Source organism: Micromonospora sp. WMMD980 (genome assembly GCF_029626035.1).
In the GTDB taxonomy this organism is placed as follows: Bacteria; Actinomycetota; Actinomycetes; order Mycobacteriales; family Micromonosporaceae; genus Micromonospora.
In genome coordinates this window covers 2,118,703-2,139,451 of the sequence record NZ_JARUBE010000003.1, presented here as the reverse complement: position 1 = coordinate 2,139,451, position 20,749 = coordinate 2,118,703, and the positions used below count along the sequence as shown (strand labels likewise).

The window sequence follows — 20,749 nt, the reverse complement described above, 5'->3', positions numbered from 1 at the left end:
CCGGCGGGTGTGCCGGCCGGGGCGGTGTCGCCGGGTCAGCCGGCGGTCGGCTTGAGGTGCAGCACCACGTCCAGCGCGTTCGGCTGGGTGGGCTGCAGGGCGCCGTACGGGTTCGAGTCGTCCGGCCAGCCGGTCCAGTTCTTCGCGCTGTACGCGCCGCCGATGTTGTCCGCGCCGACCGGGATCATCGGCGTCTGCTCGACGAAGATCTTCTGCAGGGTGGCCATGGCGGTGGTGCGGGTGGCGTCGTCGGTGGCGTTGGCGTACGAGACCAACGCGTCCGTCGCCGCCTGGTTGTTGAAGCGACCGAAGTTGCCGGCCGGCGACGGGGTGCCGATCGGCTTCAGCACCCGACCGTCCATGATCGTGCGGTAGATGTCGTACGGCGTGGCGCCGCTCTCGGTCCAGCGGAAGGTGGCCTCGAAGTTGCCCTGCTCCACGTTGCGGAACCAGGCGTCCTGGTTGGCCTTGTCGATGGTCGCCGCGATGCCGATCTTCGACAGGTTGTCCTTCACGATCTCCAGGCTGGTCTGGTAGTCGGACCAGCCGGCGGGGTCGGTCAGCTTGATCGTGACCGGCTTGCCGGTCCTGTCCTTGAGCGTGGTGCCGTCGAGCTTGTAGCCCGCGCCGGTGAGCAACGCCTTGGCGCCCTCGACGTCGACCTTGTGCTCCTGACCCTGGTACTCCGGCGCGATGAACGAGTCACCGGCCGGGCTGGGCAGGCCGGTCACGCTCTTGACCTCCGGGTGGAAGTAGGCCGCCTCGGCGGTGGTGAAGATGTCCGACCGGTCGACGACCATGTTCATCGCCTTGCGCAGCGTCGGGTCGTCGAACGGCTTCTTCGTGGTGTTCAGGTAGAGGCCGTGGATGCCCAGCACCGGCGGCGCCCACACCTTGTGGTTCTTCTGGTCCTTGGCCACGAACACGGTCTGGTAGTTGGGGATGAAGACGAAGCTCCACTCCGACTCGCCGTTGGCCAGCGCCGTGGTCTGCGCGCTGTTGTCGGTGTACGAGGTGAAGCGCAACTCCTTCACCTTCGGCGCGTCCTGCCAGTAGCCCTTGTCGCGCACGGTCAGCGTGGTGGTGGCCGGGGTGAACGACTTGAGCGTGTAGGGCCCACTGCCGATCGGCTGCTTCACCGGGTCGGTGGTCGGGTCGGCGATCTTCTCCCACAGGTGCTTCGGCACGATCGGCACCCGCCACAGCACCTTCTGCTGGTTGACGAACTGCGGGCTGGACATGGTGATGGTGACGTCGTTGCCGTTCGCGGTCGCGTCGGTGTACGGCACACCCTGGTCGTTGAGCGCCGGGAACTTCTTGACCAGGTTGTAGGTGAACGCGACGTCCTCGGCGGTGACCTTCTGCCCGTCGGACCAGGTGGCGTTGTCGCGGATGGTCACCGTGACCGACTTGTAGTCCGCCGACCACTCGGCCTTGGTGGCCAGCCACGGCTTGAACGGCTCGGCCGGCTTGACCGGGTTCCACATCATCAGGGGCTCGTAGATCTGCCACCGGTAGCCCAGCGAGGCGGCGGCCGAGGTGGTGAGGAACGGATTGTTGTTCTCCGCCTGCGGGCCGTTGGGCATGCCGACGTTCAGCACGGTCGCGGCCTGGCCGCTCTTCTTGTTCGCGTTCGGGCTGTCACCGCAGGCGGCGACGGTGGTGGTGACCATCGCGCCGGCCAGCGCGACGGCGAGGAGTTGCCGTCTTCTCATGGAGGTCTCCCTCGGTGGTCCCGCGGTCCTCGGGCGGGATGTGGTGGATGGAGGGTGTGCGGTGGTGCACCGGCGGGCTGGCTGCCCGCCGGCGTGGTCGCCGGGTGCGGCGGGGTGACTGCTCAGGTGACGCGGGTGGAGGCGCGGGCGGCGAAGCCGGTCGGGATGACGGTCGGGGTGTCGGGCAGCGGTGTGCCGGTGAGGTGGGCGATGAGGAGCCGGGCGGCGGCCGTGCCCATCTCCCGCAGCGGCTGGCGCACCGAGCTGAGCGGGGGATGGGTGTGCCCGGCGAGCGGCAGGTCGTCGAAGCCGACCACCGCCACGTCCTGCGGGACGCGCCGGCCGGCGTCGCGCAGCGCCTGGAGCGCGCCGGCGGCGGAGAGGTCGTTGTGCGCGAAGACCGCGTCGAACGGCACCCCGTCGGTGAGCAGCCGGCGCACCGCCGCGCGCCCGCACTCGAACGTGAAGTCGCCCTCCACCACCCGTTCCGGCGCGATGGGTACGCCGGCGTCGGCGAATCCACCGGCGAAACCGGCGAGCCGTTCCCGGGTGCAGCCGAAGCGACGCAGGCCGGTGATGACCAGCGGCCGGCGGCGGCCGAGGGAGAGCAGGTGCGCGGCGGCGGCCCGGGCGCCGTCCTCGTTGGTGGTGCGGACCGACGGGAACCCGGGCTGGTGGCCGCGGTCGTCGATGAGGATCACCGGCAGGCCGCGCCGGTGTAGCCCGGTGATGTAGTCGAGGGTGCCCTCCGGCTCGACGACGAGCAGGCCGTCGAAGGATTTGGCGGAGACCTGGGAGGCGAACCGTCGCATCGACTCGTCGCCGTGGGTGCAGGTGAACAGCAGCATGCCGTAGCCCTCGGCCTCGACCGCGTCGGCCGCGCCCTGCAGCACCTCGCCCATCCACGGCCAGGTCAGCGCCGGCACCAGCATGCCGACCACCCGGGTACGCCCGCGGGCCAGCCCGACCGCGCGGGCGCTCGGCACGTAGCCCAGGTCGCTGATCACCGCGCGGACCCGATCGGCGGTGCGGATGTGCACCTCGCCCTTGCCGTTGAGTACGCGGGACACGGTCGTCTTGCTCACCCCGGCCCGGGTCGCGACGTCGGCGATGGTGATCGGCACGTGACGCTCCCGGGTCGCAGGGATGTGGGGGGTGTTTCGGAACCGGTTGCGGTAGCGGTTCCGTGGCAGTCAACCGAAGTGGCGCCGGTCACGTCAATAACGGGGCGATAACAAAACATGGCTAAGTTCGACTCTTGAAAAAATTGGCCGGGCAGCGGAGATGTCGATCAAGCCGGTGAGCAGCATCGATGCGGTCCGGCGCCGGCCGTCCGAGGTGGATGAGCGTCAGCTCCGCGCGTACACGTCGCCGGCGTTCGCCTCGTGCGGCAGCGCGTCCAGGTAGGCCGCGACCTCGGCGGCCGGCCGCCAGCCCGGCAGCGCGAACGTCATCTCGTCGCCGAGCGCCACGGTGAACGCGGTGAAGCCGAGCGCGGTGAGCCGGTCCAGGCAGCACCCGGCCAGGTCCCGCGCGATGGTGGTGAACTCGAACGACAGCGCCGGGACCGGACGGCTCAGCCCGGCCAGCACGACGTCCTCGAAGCCCTCCACGTCGATCTTGACGAACGCCGGCACGCCGTGCGCGTCGATCAGTGCGTCCAGCGTGGTGCCGGCCACCTCTATCTCGCCGTCCCAGGTCTCGCCCGCCCAGCCGGCGGCGTGCCCGGCGGCCCGGACGAACCCGGGGGAGGCGGTGGAGACGGTCGGGTTCGCGGAGTTCACGTGCAGCCGCACCGGCGCGGCGGACCGTCCGCACGCCGCCTCCACCACGGTCACCGCGTCGTCGCCGGCGTGCAGCGCGCGCAGCGCCCGGGCGCAGAGCGGCTGCGGCTCGACCGCCACCACCCGGGCCCCGAGCCGGCGGAAGCTGGCCAGCCGGTCACCCACGTGCGCCCCCACGTCCACGACCAGGTCGCCGGTGCGGACCAAGGGCGCGTAGAACGCGTCGAGCGCCGCCGCACGCGCCGGGTCGCCGTGGTAGAAGTCCAGCGACCGGCGCAGGCCCGACATCGCCGGATCCGCCTTGAGCGCCGCGATCACCCCGTCCGGACTCGCCACCCCACCGACGCTAGTCACCCCTCGGTGGGCGCGAGCCGCATTCGCGCTTCCCGACCATCACGCTATCCTCCTAGGATGCATTAGGGGAGGTGACCGAACCGGAGCGGCGCAGCGACAGCAGGGCGGTGCGTCTCCGGGAGGGATGTCAGGAGGTCGCGACGACCTCCTGGCCGAGCGGCCACAGCGCGGCCGGGACCAGCTTGAAGTTGGCCACCCCGAACGGGATGCCGATGATCGTCACGCAGAGCGCGACTCCGGCGAGGATGTGCGACAGGGCCAGCCACCAGCCGGCCAGCACCACCCACAGCACGTTCGCCAACCCGGACGGCACGCCGGCGCCCGGCTTGGCGACCAGCGTACGGCCGAACGGCCACAGCGCGTACGAGGCGAGGCGCAGCGAGGCGACGCCGAACGGGATGGTGACGACGAGGGCGAAGCAGATCAGGGCGGCCACGCCGTAGCCCAGGGCCAGGACGAAACCGCCGCCGAAGACGAGCCACAACAGGTTCAGCAGGAAGCGGATCACCACTCCATGGTGCCTGTCGCCGGCAAGTGCCCCGAAGGCCCCGACGTTCCCGTCTAGCGTCGGGGTCGCGGCCCGCTCTCCCCGTCGGAGCCGGCCAACCCTTCCTGATTCCGCCGGGCGTCGTGCACAACGCCCGGAACGTCGGCGACGACGAGACCCGGATGCTCTCCTCCTATTTCGTGGACGACAGCCAGCCCCTGGTCACCCCGCGCTGAGACCCGGCGACAGCAGGTCCGCCACGGCGTGGGCGGTGCCCGGATACCCGGCGAGAAGCCGTGAGCCCCCGTCGCTCACCGGCGGAACCGGCGCGGCGGGGGAGCGCCACGGCGCGTCGCAGCCGAGCAACGCCGCGAGCGCGTCCACCGTCTCCGGGTGTGCCAGCAGCATGCCGGCCAGCGGGCCGCCCGGCGCGCCCGGATCCGGTGCCGGCGTCGACTCGGTGGGCCCGGCGGCCCACGGGGGCGTCCAGCCGTCCAGCGCGGGCAACGCGGCAGGGAAGGTGCGTTCGGCCTCGCGGACCAGCAGCGGCACCAGCTCCGGGCCGTGTTCGCGCAGCGTGGTGATCAGCGTGGGCAGCCAGGGCAGCAGCGCCGGGTCGGGCAGCCCGGCGAACGCCGCGGACATGGTCTCGACCACGAACGGGGTCAGCCCCGGCACCGGGTCGAGGGCGTGCACGAACCCGGAGAGATAGTGCGGGAACGCCGGCACCACGAGCGGGTTGGCCAGCAGGTCGGCGCAGCGCTCCCGCAGCCGCGCCAGCGGCAGCAGGCCGAGGTGGTGGTGGGCCGCCCAGAGCAGCGCCAGCTTGGCCGGCGCCTCGGGATGGGCCTGGGCGACGGCCAGTTCGAGTTGCGACCGGTCGCAGCCCAGCGACAGCGCGAGGCTCTCCATGCTGAACAGGAAGCCGAGCATCGCGCCGACCTGGCGGACGCCGGTCGCCTCGTCGACGAACGCGCTGGGCAGCAGCGTGCAGTAGTGGGCGTAGCCGGTGGTGACGAACGCCCGGCACCAGGCGGGCAGCGTCGGTGCGGTGGGGCGGTGGTGCGCGAGCAGCCGGCGGATGCGGCGCAGTACCTCGGGCGCGTCGTCGACGGTGCGTTCGGCGGCGAGCAGCTCCACCGCCCAGGCCCCGAGTTCGTCGACCAGGCGGGGGCTGTCGAGCAGGCGGATGGCGTCCTCGACGGCGGCGAGCGCGCCGGCGGCGGTCGCGTCCGGGCCGCGCACCACGCGTCGCAGCCGCTGCTCCAGCACCTGCTCGACGGTGACGCCCTCGTAGCCCAGCTCGATGAGGGCGCGCTGGTTGCGGCCGAGGGCGAGATCCCAGCTCTCCTGGGTGGAGCGGTGGCCGAGGCGGCGCTCGCCCATGATCGGACGCACCGCGTCGGCGGGCAGCAGGTGCCGCAGCATCCAGAGCAGGTCGGAGCAGGCTGCCAGCGCCGGGTCGCCACGCAGGTCGAGCAGCGCGCGTTGCACGGTGCGCCGTTCGAGGTCGAGGCCGAGCGGGCGGAGCCGGTCGAGGACGTCGCGGGCCAGCGGCGGCAGCGAGTCGTAGCCGACCTGGCCGATCCGGTCGCCCCCGAGCAGGATCTCGCAGAGGCGGCGGACGTCGCGCCGGCCGGGCACCACGTCCTTCTCGATGCAGGTGACCGCGGCGTCGGCGAAGTCGTACGGCGTGGGCCGGGCCCGGTTGCGCAGGTTGGCCAGCAGGATCGAGGTCTCGAACACGGCGATCGCGTCGGCGGTGCTGGCCAGGTATCCGTTGCGGCGGGCGAGCCGGACGATGTCGACGCACCAGCCGCGCAGCTCCGCCTCGTCGAGCGTGTCGAGCGCGGGTGGCGCGGCGAGGAAGCCGGTGAGCCGGTCGGTGGTCGCGTCGGGCGGAGTGGTCGCGGCGCCGGCGCGGCGGCGCTGCCCCTTCTTCCCGGTCTGCTGCCCGGCCAGCCGGAACGGCGTGACCCGGGCCCGGCCGATCGCCGCCGTCCAGTTGGCCGCGGCGATGGAGACGGTGCCGGGGGCGAGCCCGAACTGCGCCTCGATGGCGGAGTGGCTGGACGGGATGAGGCCGTAGCGCCAGCGGGTGCCGGTCCGGGGGCTGATCGGGAAGTCCGGCGCGGTGGAGTCGAGGCCGAACTGTTCGACTCCGCTGGCGGCGTGAAAGGCGCCGCAGACGTGGAGGCAGTCGGCCGGGTCGACGCCGGTGGCGGCGAGGTGCTGGCGCATCCGGGTCCACATGTGGCGTTCCCGGTCCTCGTCCCGGTCGTCGCGGGCGGACCGGGCCGGACGCAGCCGGCGGAACAGGCTGCCGATGAGCACCATGACCTGGCGGTAGGTGTCGTGGTCGGCGTCGGCGAGGGGGCGTTCGACGTACTGGTCCCACCACTCCGACCAGTGCCGCACCTTGCCGTGGTGCAGCAGGTAGGACTCCAGCTCGGCGAAGCGGGGACGCAGGTCGCCGATCTCCACGCCGACCGCGTCGCCGTGCAGCGCGGCCTCCTCGTCGGCGCTCGGGGCCGGGTCGCTGCCGACCGGCACGCCGTCGCGCGGGGTCCACTGGTAGACGTGGTCGGTGGAGCGGTCCACCAGCACCAACTCGACGCCGGGGGTGTCCAGCGCGTACGCGATGGCCTGGTATTCCGCGGAGGCCTCGGTGACGGGCGCGATGACGCTCAGCGGGCTCCACTCGGCGGGGAAGCCGTCGAGTTCGGTGGCGAACGCCTGCACGGCCACCGGCAGGCGGCAGTTGCGCAGCTCGTCGAGGAGGGGACGCAGGTCCTCGCAGAGTTCCAGATAGATGACCTTGGGTGGGCGGGCACGTAGCCGTCGGACCATGGCCAGCGCGGACGCGGGGGAGTGGTGGCAGACCGGGAAGATCTCCAGCCGTTCGCCGAGCGCCCGGTCGACGTCGTCGACCATGCCGGCGAGGATCCCGGCGAGCGCGTCGGGCGAGCCGGCGAACGCGGCGGCGGCGTCGGTGAGCCGCTCGCGCAGCGCGCCGAACAGGTTGGTCGGGGCGGGCGCGGTCATGCCAGGGACGCGATCGCCTGGCGGCCGCCGTCGAGGAAGCCGTCCCAGTCGCCGCCGTCGGCCTTGGCGCGGGGCTCGACGACGCCGTGCAGGTATTTGTTGAGGATGGCCAGGTCCTCGGGGCTGCGGCGGGCCAGCGACCCGACCAGGGAACCGGCGAGGGTCGCCGCGCGCAGGGTGCGGTCGCCGAAGAACTGGCTGTGCAGCACGGCGTCCTCCAGCACGCCGATCTGCTCGGCGGTGGACAGCGCCGACTCCAGCTTCTCGTCGTCGCTGGTGGCGGCGGACGCGGCGGCACGCAGGTCGGCGAAGCTCTGCAGCAGGATGTCGAGCAGGGTGGGGGGCACCTCCAGCTCGATGCGGTGCCGGCGCAGCAGCTCCTCGGTGCGGAAGCGGACGATCTCGGCCTCGCTGCGCTTGTTGGTCACGACCGGGATGCGGACGAAGTTGAACCGGCGCTTGAGCGCGGAGGACAGGTCGTTGACGCCGCGGTCGCGGCTGTTGGCGGTGGCGATGATCGAGAAGCCGGGCTGGGCGAAGACGATGTTGTCGTGGGCCAGCTCCGGGATGGAGACGTACTTCTCGGACAGGATCGAGATGAGCGCGTCCTGCACGTCGCTGGTGGAGCGGGTCAGCTCCTCGAAGCGGCCGATGACGCCCTGCTCCATGGCGGTCATGATCGGCGAGGGGATCATCGACTCGCGGGACTGGCCGCGGGCGATGACCATGGAGACGTTCCAGGAGTATTTGATGTGGTCCTCGGTGGTGCCGGCGGTGCCCTGCACGACGAGGGTGGAGTTGCGGCAGATCGCGGCGGAGAGCAGCTCGGCGAGCCAGCTCTTGCCGGTGCCGGGGTCGCCGATGAGCAGCAGGCCCCGGTCGGAGGCGAGGGTGACGATGCTGCGTTCGACGAAGCTGCGGTCGCCGAACCACTTCTGCGGGATCTCCCGGTCGAGGCCGTCGGCGCGTTCGGAGCCGAGCACGAACAACCGGACCATGCGCGGGCTCAGCCGCCAGGAGAACGGCTTCGGCCCGGTGTCGACGGATTCCAGGTAGGCCAGCTCGTCGGCGTACTTGACCTCGGCGGGGGCGCGGAGCATGTCGGACATCAGGGGTGCTCTCCTAGGTGAGGAAGTTCTTCAGCTCGACGACGAGCTTGCGGATGTGGCCGGAGATGACGGGCGTGCCCAGGTCCTTGAAGCGCTGCCGGAACCACGGGTTGACGCTCTGGTGCCCGGAGCTGTTGACCGAGCCGACGGGGATGAACCTCACCCCGGAGCGGTGCACGGCCTCGATGCCGTCGAACAGCGGCTGCGAGCGGTGGAACTCGTAGAAGTCGGAGATCCAGACCAGCACGGTGTTGCGCGGTTCGACGATCTTGGGACGGGCCAGCGCCATCGCGACCGGGCCGTCGTTGCCGCCGCCGAGGTTGGTGCGCAGCAGCACCTCGAACGGGTCGTGCACCCAGGGCGTGAGGTCCAGCGCCCGGGTGTCGTACGCGATCAGGTGCACGTCGACCTTGGGCAGCCCGGCGAAGATCGAGGCGAGGATGGTGCAGTTGACCATCGAGTCGACCATCGAGCCGGACTGGTCGACCACCACGATCAGGCGGGCCGGGGTGGTGCGCCGCGCGGTCTGCCGGTAGTAGAGCCGGTCGACGTAGAGGCGCTCGTCGTCCGGGCTCCAGTTGGTCAGGTTCTGCCAGATCGTGCGGTCCAGGTCGAGGTTGCGGAAGACCCGCTTGGGCGGCACCGACCGGTCGACCGTGCCGACGGTGGCCTGGGCCACCTGGGTGCGCAGCACCTCGGCGACCTGGTCGACGTAGCGACGGATCAGCGATTTGGCGTTGGCCAGCGCCACCCCGGACAGGTTCGCCTTGTCGCGCAGGAGCTGCTCGATCAGGGACATGCTCGGGGTGAGCCGGGCGGCCAGTGTCGGGTCGGCGAGCACCTCCCGCAGCCGCATCCGGCGCACCAGATCGCCCTCCAGCCCGGCGAGGGTGGCGCCCAGGCCGGCGCCGTCGCGGCGCAGCTCACCGGGGGGGACGCCGCACGCCTGCTCGAACCAGCCGGCGTCGGACTGCCAGCGGGCGAGTTGCCCGGCGCTGACCTCGCCGGCGCCGGTGGCGAACACGTTGAGCAGGAGTTTGGACGCCAGCGCGGCGCGGCGTACCTCGGCGTCGGCCGGGCGGAACGGACCGGCGCCGGCCGGGGTCTCCGGGGCGGCGACGAGCAGGTCGCGCAGTTCGTCGGCGAGCGCCGGGAAGCGCTGGACGACGGTGTCGACGGAGACGGCCGGGTCGAGCAGCGCGGCGGGCAGGCCGAGGTCGTCGACCACGGCGACGCTCGCGGACTCGAGTGCGGGCTGCTCGTCGGGGCTGAACAGGCGGGCGAGCAGGCGCCAGTAGAGCACCTGGCGGCGGTTGGCGTGGGCGCGGTCGTCGTCGGTCATCGGCGCAGCAACCGTCCGGCGCGCTCGCGCAGCACGGCCACGGCGTCGCCCGACCTGGCCTCGGCCTTGGCGACCTTCGGGTCGGTGACGCCGCCGGCCCAGTCGCCGTTGTGCGCCTCGACGGCCTGCCGCTTGACGGTGGCCCGCACCGCCAGTGGTTGCAGCTGCCAGCGGCCGTCGTCCCAGCGGAGCAGGCCGAGGCAGGCGGTGGCGGCGGCGAGCAGCGCCGGGGTGAGCGGACCGGCCGCGGGCAGCCGGTCGACGGCCAGCGGGATCACCGCGCCGTCGAGGTCGACGGTCAGGCCGCCGCCGTCGTCGCGGACCACCCGGCCTTCGACCAGGACCGGCTCGGCGATCGCGGCGGGGTGCCGCTGCAGCGGTGGGGTGGCGGCGGCGGTCGCGCCGGCGAGCAGCACCCGGGCGGTGGCGAACGGGTCGGCCGGCTCGGCCAGCTCCGCGCGGGCGTCGACCCAGTGCAGGTCGCCGCCGTGCGCCGGAACGTCGGTGACGGTCAAGCCCCGCCGCTCGGCGAGCGCCTTGAGCAGCACCGGGTATGCCTCCAGCAGCCGCCAGCCGGCCGGGCCGACGATGGTGGCCACCTTCGCCGCGCCGACGGTGACCCGGACCAGCCGGGGCGCGCCGCCACCGGCCGGTTCGAGCACCGCGTGCAGCTGAGCCTGGAACGCGGTGTCGTGGTCGTGCACGTCGACGCCGAGCGGCAGCAGCCGGCCGGACACCGGCTCGGGCGGCGTGGCCTCGGCGGCGGAGGCGCCGGCGGCGAGCAGCACGGCCCGGGTCCACAGGTCGGCCCACCGGCGGGCGGGCAGACGCGCCGGGTCGGTCACCGGCAGGCCGGCGCGCAGCTCGGCGGCGAGGCCGTCGAGCAGTACCGCGAGGCGGCGCAGCGCCGGTTCGGCGAGCGCGGCCTCCACCGGCGCGGCGGCACCGGAGAGCAGCTCGTGGTCGGCGCCGCGCCAGCCGGCGAGCGCCAGCTCGTGCAGCCAGGCCCGGGCCCCGGCCCGGGCGGGCGCGGCCCCGCTCGACGAGCCCGTCGTCGGGTGCGGCGCCGGCGTGACACCCGACGGCGCGTCGGTCCCGGTGCTCGCGGTGGTCCACGGGGAGCGGGACCGGTGCAGCGCCGTGTCGATTCGCTCCAGCAGCGCGTCGTGGACGGACCCGAGCAGCGCGGCCCGGGCGCCGGCGAGCACTGCCAGGTGCTCCTCGGTGAGCGCGCCGATGGTCGCGGCGCGCACCGCCTCGCCGGCGCGGTCGGCCAGCGGGGTGCCGCCGACCGCGTCGGCCAGCGCCGCCCAGGCGGCGGCGTCCGGTTCGCCGACGCGGGCCAGGCCGTGGGTGAGCGTGTCGTCGACGCCGTCGACGACGGCGAGCGCCTCGGCCAGCCCGGCCGGCGCGTCGTCGTGGAGCTGGGCGAGCTGCGCGGCGAGCATCAGCGCACCCCCGCCGTGGCCGGGAACCAGTGCAGCTCGGGCACCGGCGCGGCGCTCGGCGGGACCTCCAGGTAGGCCAGGTGGCGCAGGAAGCGGCTGAACACCACTGCCGCCGGGCCGGGCTCGTGCCGCGCGTCGGTGCGGTCCAGCAGCTGGCTGCCGACGCTGATGCCCTCGCCGTCACCGACGTCCACCTGCAGGTAGCGGGCGACCTGCTCCACGCCGTACTGCCGCAGCGCCTCGTGAGCCAGTTGGTAGAGGTGCGTGCAGAGCGCGGTGCCCCGCAGGCCGCCGCAGGGCCGGTTGTTGTTGGTGCTGCAGTTGACCGCGTGGCTGCCGGCGGTGACCGAGGAGACGTAGACCCGCTCCACGTCGGACCCGCTGGACACCACCCCCTGCAGCCGCCCGTCGGCCAGCTCCACGAAGGGCACCTTGGCCAGCTTGCGGGCCCGCGCGGCGGGCGCGACCCGCAGCACACTCCGCCGTCGCCGGGAGGCGTCGGTGGGCTCCGTCATCGTTTCGACCTCCCCGCCGGCGGCCGCCTCCGGGCACGCCGGAACGCCGTCGCCGGCCCGTGATCCGTGCCGCTGTGACGACAAGGATCATGGACCACGGGTACGACAGGAGCGCGGGCTCCCACCGGCAACCAAACGACCGTTAAGCTTCAGGGGTCCGCACCCGGACGCCGCACCGGCTCACCCACCCCACGGAGCTCATCGCGCTATGGACGTCGACCGGATCCTCCCCACCGACGAGGCCCACGACCTGCTGGGCCTCGCCACCGAGCTCGCCGACCGGGAGCTGGCCCCGAAGGCCGCCGGCTTCGAGGAGCGCGCCGAGTTCCCCCGCGAGGTGCTGCGCACCCTGGGCCGGGCCGGCCTGCTCGGCCTGCCGTACGCCGAGGAGCACGGCGGCGCCGCCCAGCCGTACGAGGTCTACCTCCAGGTGCTGGAGATCCTCGCCAGCCGCTGGCTGGCCGTGGCCGAGGCGGTCAGCGTGCACACGCTCTCCTGCTACCCCCTGGCCCAGTTCGGCACCGACGAGCAGCGCAAGCTGCTGCCCGACATGATCGGCGGGGAACTGCTCGGGGCATACTGCCTCTCCGAGCCGCAGGGCGGCTCGGACGCGGCCTCGCTGACCACCCGGGCGGTCCGCGACGGCGACGACTACGTGGTCACCGGCACCAAGGCGTGGATCACCCACGCCCGGGTCGCCGACTTCTACAACATCTTCTGCCGCACCGGCGGGCCCGGCCCGAAGGGCATCTCCTGCCTGCTGGCCGACCGGGACACGGCCGGCATCCACCCGCAGGCCGCCGAGCGCACCATGGGCCTGCACGCCTCGCCGGTGGCGCAGATCGCCTTCGACGACGCCCGGGTGCCGGCCGAGCGGCTGATCGGCGGTGAGGGCGCCGGCTTCACCATCGCCATGTCCGCGCTGGACTCCGGACGCCTCGGCATCGCGACATGCGCGGTGGGGCTGGCGCAGGCGGCGCTGGACTACGCGGTCGGCTACGCCCGGGAGCGCCGGCAGTTCGGCCGCGCGATCATCGACTTCCAGGGCCTCGGGTTCAACCTGGCCGACCACGCCACCGGGATCTCCGCGGCCCGGGCGCTCCTGCTCGCCGCCGCCCGGTTGCGCGACGCCGGCCGACCGTACTCGATCGAGGCGGCGAAGGCGAAGCTGTTCGCCACCGACCTGGCGATGCGGGTGACCACCGACGCGGTGCAGGTGCTCGGCGGCGCCGGTTACGTCGCCGACCACCCGCTCGAGCGCTACATGCGCGAGGCGAAGGTGCTGCAGATCGTCGAGGGCACCAACCAGATCCAGCGACTGGTCATCTCCCGCGCGCTGGCCAAGGGCTAACCTGTCGCGGTGACCTTCCCCCGGATCACCGTCGACCCCGACGTCATGGGCGGTGCGCCCTGCGTGCGGCAGTCGCGCATCCCCGTGGCCACGCTGCTGGCCATGATGGCCGACGGCATGTCCGTCACGGACATCCTCACCGACCTGCCGTTCCTCGACGAGGACGACCTGGCGGAGGTGCTGAACTACGCCGCGGACGCGGTCCGCGACCGCACGGCCCGCTGAGCGTCACCACGGCGGGGCGGGTACGCCCTGGGAGCGCTATCTCCGGTAGGTTGCACCGCGTGGAGGACATCGACCGCGCCATCGTCGCCGCGCTGACCGGCGACGGCCGGCTGTCGTACACGGACCTCGCCGAACGGGTGGGCCTGTCGGTGTCCGCCGTGCACCAGCGGGTCCGTCGGCTGGAGCAGCGCGGTGTGATCAAGGGCTATTCGGCGCGCGTCTCGTTCGAGGCGCTGGAACTGCCGCTGACCGCGTTCGTGGCGATCCGGCCGTTCGACCCGTCGCAGCCCGACGACGCCCCGGAGCGGCTGGCCCACCTGCCCGAGATCGACTCCTGCTACTCGGTGGCGGGGGAGGACTTCTACCTCCTGCTGGTGCGGGTCGCCGGCCCGGCCGACCTGGAGCGGCTGCTGCAGGAGATCCGCACGTCCGCGAACGTCACCACCCGCACCACTGTGGTGCTCTCCACGCCCTATGAGAACCGGCCGCCGAAGATCAGTGCCGAGCTGCCCGGTCGGGCGCGTTCCCGCTCGGCGTCGGAGCCGGCAGGTTCCACCGCTGGATGACCCGCCGACCGTGCTCGTGCCCGAGCACGCTGAGGGTCGCGGTGTCGAGCCGCAGCGACCCGCCGGCCGACGGCGGCAGCCCGATCCAGCGCGCCCCGAGCACCCGCAGGCTGTGCCCGTGCCCGACCAGCGCGACGCTGCCGCGCTCCAGCAGCGGGGCGACCCGGTCGAGGACCCGGTCGAGGCGGGCGGCCACCTGCTCCGGTGACTCGCCACCGGGGCCACCGTCGGTCCAGATCGTCCAGCCCGGGCGTTCCTCGGTGATGGCGGCGGTGGTGCGTCCCTCGTAGTCGCCGTAGTTCCACTCGGCCAGGTCGGGATCGGTGGCGTCCACGGTGAGCCCGGCCAGGTGCGCGGTGCGGGTGGCGCGCTGCCGGGGGCTGGACAGCACCCGCACGAAACGCCTGCCGGCCAGCAGGGGAACGAGCGCCCGGGCCTGTCGCTCGCCGTCGGCGGTCAGCTCCAGATCGGTGTACGAGGTGTGCCGATGGCTGGCGCTCCAGGTGGTCTCGCCGTGCCGGACCAGCAGAATCTCGTTCACCAGCCCAGTCAACCATGCCGCCGACGAGGCTGCCGGTGTCACTCACCGTGACGGCACCTCAGGGCGTGCCGGCCGCTTCCGGCGAGAACACGCCGTCGACCTATCGTCCTAGGACGCTTTAGCGGTTGTGCCCGACCACATGACGTTTCACCGCAGACACACCGGGGACGCGGCGAGAGCAACGCTCAGCCGGACGAGGAGGGCGACATGAGCTTCACCGACAAGGCGAAGAACAAGGCCCAGGAGATGAGCGGCATGGCCAAGGAGCGCATCGGCGACGTGACCGACAACGAGCGGTTGCGGGCCGAGGGCGCCAGCGAGCAGAGCACCGCGCGGGCCAAGCAGGCCGGGGAGAACATGAAGCAGGCCGGCCGCGACGTCAAGGACGCGTTCGAGAAGTGATCGCACGATCGGCGGGCCACCGGAAACCCCGGTGGCCCGCCGGCGTGCGTCAGGAGGGTGGGAACGCGGTCGCCCCCGCGGCCGGGTCGGCGGCGGGGGCGACGGGTGGCGCGGCTGTCAGTCGTCGCGGTGGGCGCGCCACCAGGACTGACCGGCCTCGGGCAGGGTGTCGATCGGGTCGTAGTAGGCGTAGCGCTTGTTCAGCGCCTCCAGGTCGGCCGACTCGATCGAGGTGCGGTAGTTCTTGGTCCAGTAGGAGATGCCGCGCTCACGGTCGTAGTCGGTGAGCATGTGCACCCAGCGCTTGCCGACGAACGGGACGTCGCAGACGATGCGCGGGGTGGCGTAGCCGGGCAGGTAGCCCATGATGTCGTGCTGGAGCTGTTGGGCGTGCCAGACCGGGACGCGCCAGTGCTCGGCGTTGGGGATCATGTCGCACATGTAGAAGTAGTACGGCAGGATGCCGGTCTCGCCCTGGAGTGCGAAGCAGAGGTCGAGCAGGTCGGCGCTGGTGGCGTTGACGCCCCGCATGAGCACGCCCTGGTTGCGGACGTCGCGGACGCCGACGTCGAGGGCGGTCTGGGCGGCCCTGGCGACCAGCGGGGTCAGCGACTGGGCGTGGTTGACGTGGGTGTGGATGGCCAGGTTGACGCCGCGGCGGGCGGCGGTGCGGGCGACGCGTTCCAGGCCCTCGACGACGTCGGGCTGCAGCCAGTGCTGGGGCAGGCCCATGAGGGCCTTGGTGGCGAGCCGGATGTCGCGGATGGTCTCGATCTCGAGCAGGCGCATGAGGTAGGACTCGAGGTTGCGCCAGGGCACGTTGGCGACGTCGCCGCCGGAGACGACCACGTCGCGGACGCCCGGGTGGGCCTTGAGGTAGGTGATGTGGGCGTCGTAGCGGTCGACCGGCTTGAGGGTGAGCTTGAGCTTGTCGACGGCGGGGGTGGAGTTGCCGACCAGGTCCATGCGGGTGCAGTGCCCGCAGTACTGCGGGCAGGTGGAGAGCAGTTCGGCGAGGACCTTGGTGGGGTAGCGGTGGGTGAGCCCTTCGGCGACCCACATGTCGTGCTCGTGGAGGCTGTCGCGGCTGGCGTAGGGGTGTGACGGCCAGTCGGTGCGCCGGTCGGAGGCGACGGGGATCATGTAGCGGCGGACCGGGTCGGCGAGCAGCGCCTCGGTGGTCATCGGCGCGAACGGCACCATCGTGTTGATCATCTGGGGCGGCACCAGCATGGACATGGTGGCCAGGGCTTTCTGGTCGGCCTCCAGGTCGGCGTAGAAGGTTTCGTCGACGAGGTCGCCGAGCACGGTGCGGAGCTGCTTGATGTTCTTGACGCAGTTGACCCGCTGCCACTGGGCGCTCTCCCACTGCTCCCGGGTGACGTGACGCCAGCCGGGGAAGCGGGTCCAGTCGGGCTCGACCAGCGGGGTGCGCCGGTATTCGTAGGGCTGTCCGGCGGCGGGGACGGCGACCGGCGTGGAGCGGGGCGTCGGGATGGTCTCCACCGGTTGGGTCTGGGTCACGGCCCCTCCTCGTCAGCGGTACTGCTTGATCAACGTTGCGAAGGCTACTGGAAAATCTGCGGTGAAAAAATTAGTCTGCCGTAAGTTTTCCCGCGACGCGGACCCTGGCCGGGGGTTCGGGCGGCTGGACATAGGGGGTCGGCGTGACGTCACCGGTGGGTCTGCACCGAGTCGTGGAACCGGTGGGAGTGCTGCCGCAGGCGGCCTGGCGGCTGGACGCCGACCCGCGGATCGCGGCGAACGAGGTGCGGATCCGGGTGGAACGGCTGAACCTGGACGCGGCGAGTTTCCGGCAGTTGGCGGAGAAGCACGGCGGCGACGGCGAGAAGGTCCGCGCCGAGGTGCTGGAGATCATCTCGACACGCGGGAAGATGCAGAACCCGGTGACCGGCTCCGGCGGCATGCTGATCGGCACGGTCGAGGAGGCGGGCCGGCGCTCCCCGCTGGGGCTGCGCCCGGGGGACCGGGTGGCGACGCTGGTGTCGCTGACGCTGACGCCGCTGACCGTCACCGACGGGCTGGCCCGCTGGGACGGGCGCAGCGAGCAGGTGCCGTGCGACGGGTACGCGATCCTGTTCGCCCGCTCGATCGCCGCGGTGCTGCCGGCGGATCTGCACCCGGAGTTGTCGCTGGCGGTGCTGGACGTGTGCGGGGCGCCGGCGCTGACCGCGCGGGTGGTGGCCGAGCAGGCGGCGCGGCGGGACCGCGCGGGTGATCGGCGTCCGGTGTCGGTGGCGGTGATCGGCGGGGCCGGCAAGAGCGGCTCGCTGTCGCTGGCCGCGGCGCGGCGGGCGGGCGCGGCTCGTACGGTCGGGGTGGTGCCGGTGGCGGCGGAGCGTGACGCGCTGGTGGCGGCCGGGTTGGCCGACGCGGTGGCGTTGGCGGACGCGCGGGACCCGGTGGGGTTGTCCACGGCGGTGACCACGGCGTTGGGCGCGCCGGCGGACGTGACGGTGGTGTGCGTGGACGTGCCGGGGTGTGAGCACGGCGCGGTGCTGGCCACGGCGGACGGCGGTACGGTGATCTTCTTCTCGATGGCGACCAGTTTCGCGGCGGCTGCGTTGGGCGCGGAGGGGCTGGCGGCGGACGTGACGATGCTGGTGGGGAACGGGTTCGTGCCGGGGCACGCGGAGCTGGCGTTGGAGTTGTTGCGGTCCGAGCCGGGGGTGCGTGGTCTGTTCGAGGCGCGGCTGACGGCAGACTGAGGCCATGACGAACCCCTCGACGCTGTATCGCGGTGGAGTGCTGCACTGTCCGGCCGAGCCGAGCGCGACGGCACTGTTGGTGCGGGACGGGCGGATCGCCTGGTTGGGCGCGGACGCGGACGCGCCGGTGGCCGACCGGGTGGTGGAGTTGGGCGGCGCGCTGGTGACGCCGGCGTTCGTGGACGCGCACGTGCACGCGACGGACACCGGGTTGGCGTTGTCGGGGCTCGACCTGTCGGCGGTGCGGTCGGCCGGTGAGCTGGTGGCGGCGGTGTCGGCGTTCGCGGGCGGGTTGCCGGGCGACGCGGTGGTGCTGGGGCACGGGTGGGACGAGTCGTGCTGGGCGGATGCGGCGTTGCCGGACGCGGCGGCGTTGGACCGGGCGGCGGGGGGACGGCGGGTCTACCTGTCGCAGGCGTCGATCCATTCGGCGTTGGTGTCGTCGGCGTTGCTGGCGGCGTGCCCGGACGCGGCGGGCGCGGCCGGGTTCGACGGGTCGGGGTGGCTGCGTCGGGACGCGCACCACGTGGTGCGGGCGGCGGCGTTCACGTCGGTGACGCGGGCGCAGCGGGTGGCGGCGCAGCGTCGGGCGTTGGCGCACGCGGCGTCGTTGGGCATCGCGGCGGTGCACGAGTGCGGTGGTCCGGACATTTCCGATGAGGAGGACTTCACCGGGTTGTTGGCGGTGTCCGGCGACGGGGTGCCGGAGGTGTACGGGTACTGGGGTGAGCTGCTGGGTGCGGCGCGGGCCCGGGACCTGGGTGCGGTGGGCGCGGGTGGTGACCTGTTCGCGGACGGGGCGTTGGGGTCGCGGACGGCGCACGTGTCGGCGGCGTACCTGGACGGTGAGCCGGGGGCGTGTGGGCACGGGTACGTGTCGGCGGAGCAGGTTCGTGATCATTTGTTGGACTGTGCGGCGCACGGGATGCAGGGCGGTTTCCACGCGATCGGGGACGCGGCGATCGGGACGGTGCTGGCGGGGTTCGCGGAGGCGGCGCGGAAGCTGGGCACGGAGCGGTTGCGGGCGGCGCGGCACCGGGTGGAGCACGCGGAGATCATGAGCAAGCGGTTGATCGCCGGGTTCGTGGAGTACGGGATCGTGGCGTCGGTGCAGCCGGCGTTCGACCGCCTGTGGGGCGGTTCGGGGCGGATGTACGAGTCGCGGTTGGGCCTGTCCCGGTCGTTGGAGTCGAATCCGATGGGCGCGATGCACGGGGTGGGTGTGGCGTTGGCGTTCGGGTCGGATTCGCCGGTGACGCCGTTGGACCCGTGGGGGTCGGTGCGGGCGGCGGCGGCGCATCACAACCCGTCGCAGCGGATGAGTGTGCGGGCGGCGTTCGCGGCGCACACCCGTGGCGGGTGGCGGGCGGTGCACCTGGACAACGAGGGGGTCCTGGCGTTGGGTGCGCCGGCGACGTTCGCGGTGTGGGACTCCCCGGCGGGGGTGGAGCGGGGTCTGCCGGTGTTGCAGGCCGAGGATCCGGAGCTGCGGGGTGCGGATGATCCGACTCCGCTGCCGGTGTGCCGGGCGACGGTGTTGCGGGGTGACGTGATCTATCAGGAAGGTTCTTCGTGACGGGCAAGCTTGGGTTGGATCCGGCGCTGGTGGCGCGGGCGCGGGAGTTGGCGCGTCGGGCGGGGCAGCCGGTGGTGGATCTGGCGCGCAGCCACACGACGGTGTCGGTGGAGCGGGCGGTGTTGCGGTTGGCCGGGGCGTCCGGCGCCGACCCGGACGGCATTCCGTGGGTGAACCGGCTGGTGGACGCCGTGGTGGCCGACGTGGGGCTGGGGCACGGGGTGGCGTTGCCGGTGTTCGACGCGTTGGCGCGCGAGGGCATCGCGGATGTGACGTTGCTGGCGCAGAAGGCGGCGGCCGGGTCGGTGCGGTTCGAGGTGCCGACGGCGAAGGCCGCGACGGCGGCGCGGCGGTCGTCGCGTCGGGCGGTGGCGGCGGGGGTTCGGCAGATCGACAGGCGGCGCGCGGAGCGGGATCGTCTGGTGAGGCGGTTCGGGGATCCGAAGCAGCGGCCGTGGATCTATCTGATCGTGGCGACCGGCGACATCTACGAGGACATTCCGCAGGCGCAGGCGGCGGCGCGCGCCGGCGCGGACGTGATCGCGGTGATCCGGTCGACGGGGCAGTCGTTGCTGGACTACGTGCCGGAGGGGGCGACCCGGGAGGGGTTCGCCGGCACGTACGCCACGCAGGAGAACTTCCGGTTGATGCGGGCAGCGTTGGACTCCTCGTCGAAGGAGTTGGGCCGGTACGTGCGGTTGACGAACTACGCGTCGGGGCTGTGCATGCCGGAGATGGCGACGTTGGCCGGCCTGGAGCGGCTGGACATGATGCTCAACGACTCGATGTACGGGATCCTGTTCCGGGACATCAACCCGATCCGCACGTTCGTGGACCAGCGGTTCTCCCGGCAGGTGCACGCGCGGGCCGGGATCATCATCAACACCGGTGAGGACAACTATCTGACCACCGCGGACGCGGTGGACGAGGCGCACACGGTGACGGTGTCGCAGTTGTTGAACGAGTTCTTCGCGCACGAGGCGGGGTTGGCGGACCGGCTGTTGGGGTTGGGTCACGCGTTCGAGATCAATCCGGATGTGCCGGAGTCGTTGCGGTTGGAGTTGGCGCACGCGTTGTTGGCGCGGGAGTTGTTCCCGGATGCGCCGTTGAAGTGGATGCCGCCGACGAAGCACATGACCGGTGACGTGTTCCGGGGCAACCTGCTCGACGGGTTCTTCAACCTGGTGGGGGCCATGACCGGGCAGGGCATCCTGTTGGTGGGGATGATGACCGAGGCGGTGGTGACGCCGTGGTTGTCGGACCGGGACATCGCGTTGCAGAACGTCCGGTACGTGTTGGGCGCGGCGGGCGGCCTGTACGAGGACTTCGTGCCGGCGCCGGGCGGGTTCGTCCAGCAGCGGGCGCACCGGGTGCTCGGCGAGGCGGTGGAGCTGCTGGAGCGCATCGGGGAGCAGTCGTTGTTGACGGCGATCGCCGAGGGCACGTTCGGGATCATGAAGCGGCCGGCGGACCGGGGCAAGGGCCTCGACGGGGTGGCCCGGCACGCCGACGACTACTTCAACCCGGCCACCGAGATCCTGGAGCAGCCGGCATGAGCGA

At 72.6% G+C, this 20,749-nt stretch carries 18 protein-coding genes; 7 read left to right on the top strand and 11 right to left on the bottom strand.

Annotated elements, in window-relative coordinates; genetic code table 11:
* Positions 1–35 precede the first annotated feature (35 nt).
* The 9 genes from O7618_RS10375 to O7618_RS10335 form a co-directional block, all read right to left on the bottom strand.
* Complete coding sequence (locus O7618_RS10375; RefSeq protein WP_278105820.1) at positions 36–1,715, bottom strand: ABC transporter substrate-binding protein; 1,680 nt, start codon at positions 1,713–1,715, stop codon at positions 36–38.
* A 122-nt stretch (positions 1,716–1,837) separates the two neighbouring features.
* Complete coding sequence (locus O7618_RS10370; protein WP_278105819.1) at positions 1,838–2,839, bottom strand: LacI family DNA-binding transcriptional regulator; 1,002 nt, start codon at positions 2,837–2,839, stop codon at positions 1,838–1,840.
* Positions 2,840–3,064: 225 nt separating this feature from the next.
* Positions 3,065–3,787: an FkbM family methyltransferase gene (locus O7618_RS10365; RefSeq protein ID WP_278109963.1), complete on the bottom strand. Its 723-nt coding sequence runs from the start codon at positions 3,785–3,787 to the stop codon at positions 3,065–3,067.
* Positions 3,788–3,980: 193 nt separating this feature from the next.
* The gene (locus O7618_RS10360; protein WP_278105818.1) at positions 3,981–4,361 is read right to left on the bottom strand and encodes a YccF domain-containing protein; all 381 of its coding nucleotides are present in this window, start codon (positions 4,359–4,361) and stop codon (positions 3,981–3,983) included.
* Between the two features lie 201 nt (positions 4,362–4,562).
* A complete protein-coding gene (locus O7618_RS10355) occupies positions 4,563–7,385 on the bottom strand; it encodes a DUF5682 family protein (protein ID WP_278105816.1) in 2,823 nt (940 codons plus the stop codon).
* Complete coding sequence (locus O7618_RS10350; RefSeq protein ID WP_278105814.1) at positions 7,382–8,494, bottom strand: AAA family ATPase; 1,113 nt, start codon at positions 8,492–8,494, stop codon at positions 7,382–7,384. The genes O7618_RS10355 and O7618_RS10350 overlap by 4 nt, the downstream gene beginning before the upstream one ends.
* Positions 8,495–8,507: 13 nt before the next feature.
* Positions 8,508–9,836: a VWA domain-containing protein gene (locus tag O7618_RS10345; RefSeq protein ID WP_278105813.1), complete on the bottom strand. Its 1,329-nt coding sequence runs from the start codon at positions 9,834–9,836 to the stop codon at positions 8,508–8,510.
* Positions 9,833–11,284, bottom strand: a complete 1,452-nt coding sequence (locus tag O7618_RS10340; protein WP_278105812.1) for a hypothetical protein — start codon at positions 11,282–11,284, stop codon at positions 9,833–9,835. The genes O7618_RS10345 and O7618_RS10340 overlap by 4 nt, the downstream gene beginning before the upstream one ends.
* Entirely contained in the window at positions 11,284–11,760 is a 477-nt protein-coding gene (locus O7618_RS10335) for a hypothetical protein (RefSeq protein WP_278109962.1), read from the bottom strand. The genes O7618_RS10340 and O7618_RS10335 overlap by 1 nt, the downstream gene beginning before the upstream one ends.
* Positions 11,761–12,007: 247 nt before the next feature.
* On the opposite strand from O7618_RS10335, the gene O7618_RS10330 reads away from it, so the two are divergent.
* The 3 genes from O7618_RS10330 to O7618_RS10320 are packed head-to-tail and all read left to right on the top strand — an operon-like array spanning position 12,008 to position 13,941.
* Entirely contained in the window at positions 12,008–13,150 is a 1,143-nt protein-coding gene (locus O7618_RS10330; RefSeq protein ID WP_278105811.1) for an acyl-CoA dehydrogenase family protein, read from the top strand.
* 9 nt (positions 13,151–13,159) lie between these two features.
* A complete protein-coding gene (locus tag O7618_RS10325; protein ID WP_278105810.1) occupies positions 13,160–13,375 on the top strand; it encodes a DUF433 domain-containing protein in 216 nt (71 codons plus the stop codon).
* Between the two features lie 59 nt (positions 13,376–13,434).
* Entirely contained in the window at positions 13,435–13,941 is a 507-nt protein-coding gene (locus O7618_RS10320; protein WP_278105809.1) for an Lrp/AsnC family transcriptional regulator, read from the top strand.
* Here O7618_RS10320 and O7618_RS10315 read toward each other — a convergent pair.
* Positions 13,871–14,482, bottom strand: coding sequence for a histidine phosphatase family protein (locus O7618_RS10315; protein ID WP_278105808.1), 612 nt, complete (start codon positions 14,480–14,482; stop codon positions 13,871–13,873). The genes O7618_RS10320 and O7618_RS10315 overlap by 71 nt on opposite strands.
* 207 nt (positions 14,483–14,689) lie before the next feature.
* Between O7618_RS10315 and O7618_RS10310 the strand changes: the two genes are divergently transcribed.
* Complete coding sequence (locus O7618_RS10310; RefSeq protein ID WP_278105807.1) at positions 14,690–14,884, top strand: CsbD family protein; 195 nt, start codon at positions 14,690–14,692, stop codon at positions 14,882–14,884.
* Between the two features lie 117 nt (positions 14,885–15,001).
* Here the strand turns inward: O7618_RS10310 and O7618_RS10305 are convergent, their stop codons facing one another.
* Positions 15,002–16,390 (bottom strand): lysine 2,3-aminomutase, encoded by a 1,389-nt coding sequence (locus O7618_RS10305; RefSeq protein WP_278109961.1) that lies wholly within the window; start codon positions 16,388–16,390, stop codon positions 15,002–15,004.
* Between the two features lie 173 nt (positions 16,391–16,563).
* On the opposite strand from O7618_RS10305, the gene O7618_RS10300 reads away from it, so the two are divergent.
* The 3 genes from O7618_RS10300 to O7618_RS10290 are packed head-to-tail and all read left to right on the top strand — an operon-like array spanning position 16,564 to position 20,745.
* On the top strand, positions 16,564–17,613 hold the full coding sequence (locus O7618_RS10300) for a zinc-binding alcohol dehydrogenase (RefSeq protein ID WP_278109960.1): 1,050 nt from the start codon (positions 16,564–16,566) through the stop codon (positions 17,611–17,613).
* Positions 17,614–17,617: 4 nt separating this feature from the next.
* Positions 17,618–19,189: an amidohydrolase family protein gene (locus O7618_RS10295; RefSeq protein WP_278105805.1), complete on the top strand. Its 1,572-nt coding sequence runs from the start codon at positions 17,618–17,620 to the stop codon at positions 19,187–19,189.
* On the top strand, positions 19,186–20,745 hold the full coding sequence (locus tag O7618_RS10290) for a lysine 5,6-aminomutase subunit alpha (protein ID WP_278105804.1): 1,560 nt from the start codon (positions 19,186–19,188) through the stop codon (positions 20,743–20,745). Before O7618_RS10295 ends, O7618_RS10290 begins: the two co-directional genes overlap by 4 nt.
* Positions 20,746–20,749: the final 4 nt, after the last annotated feature.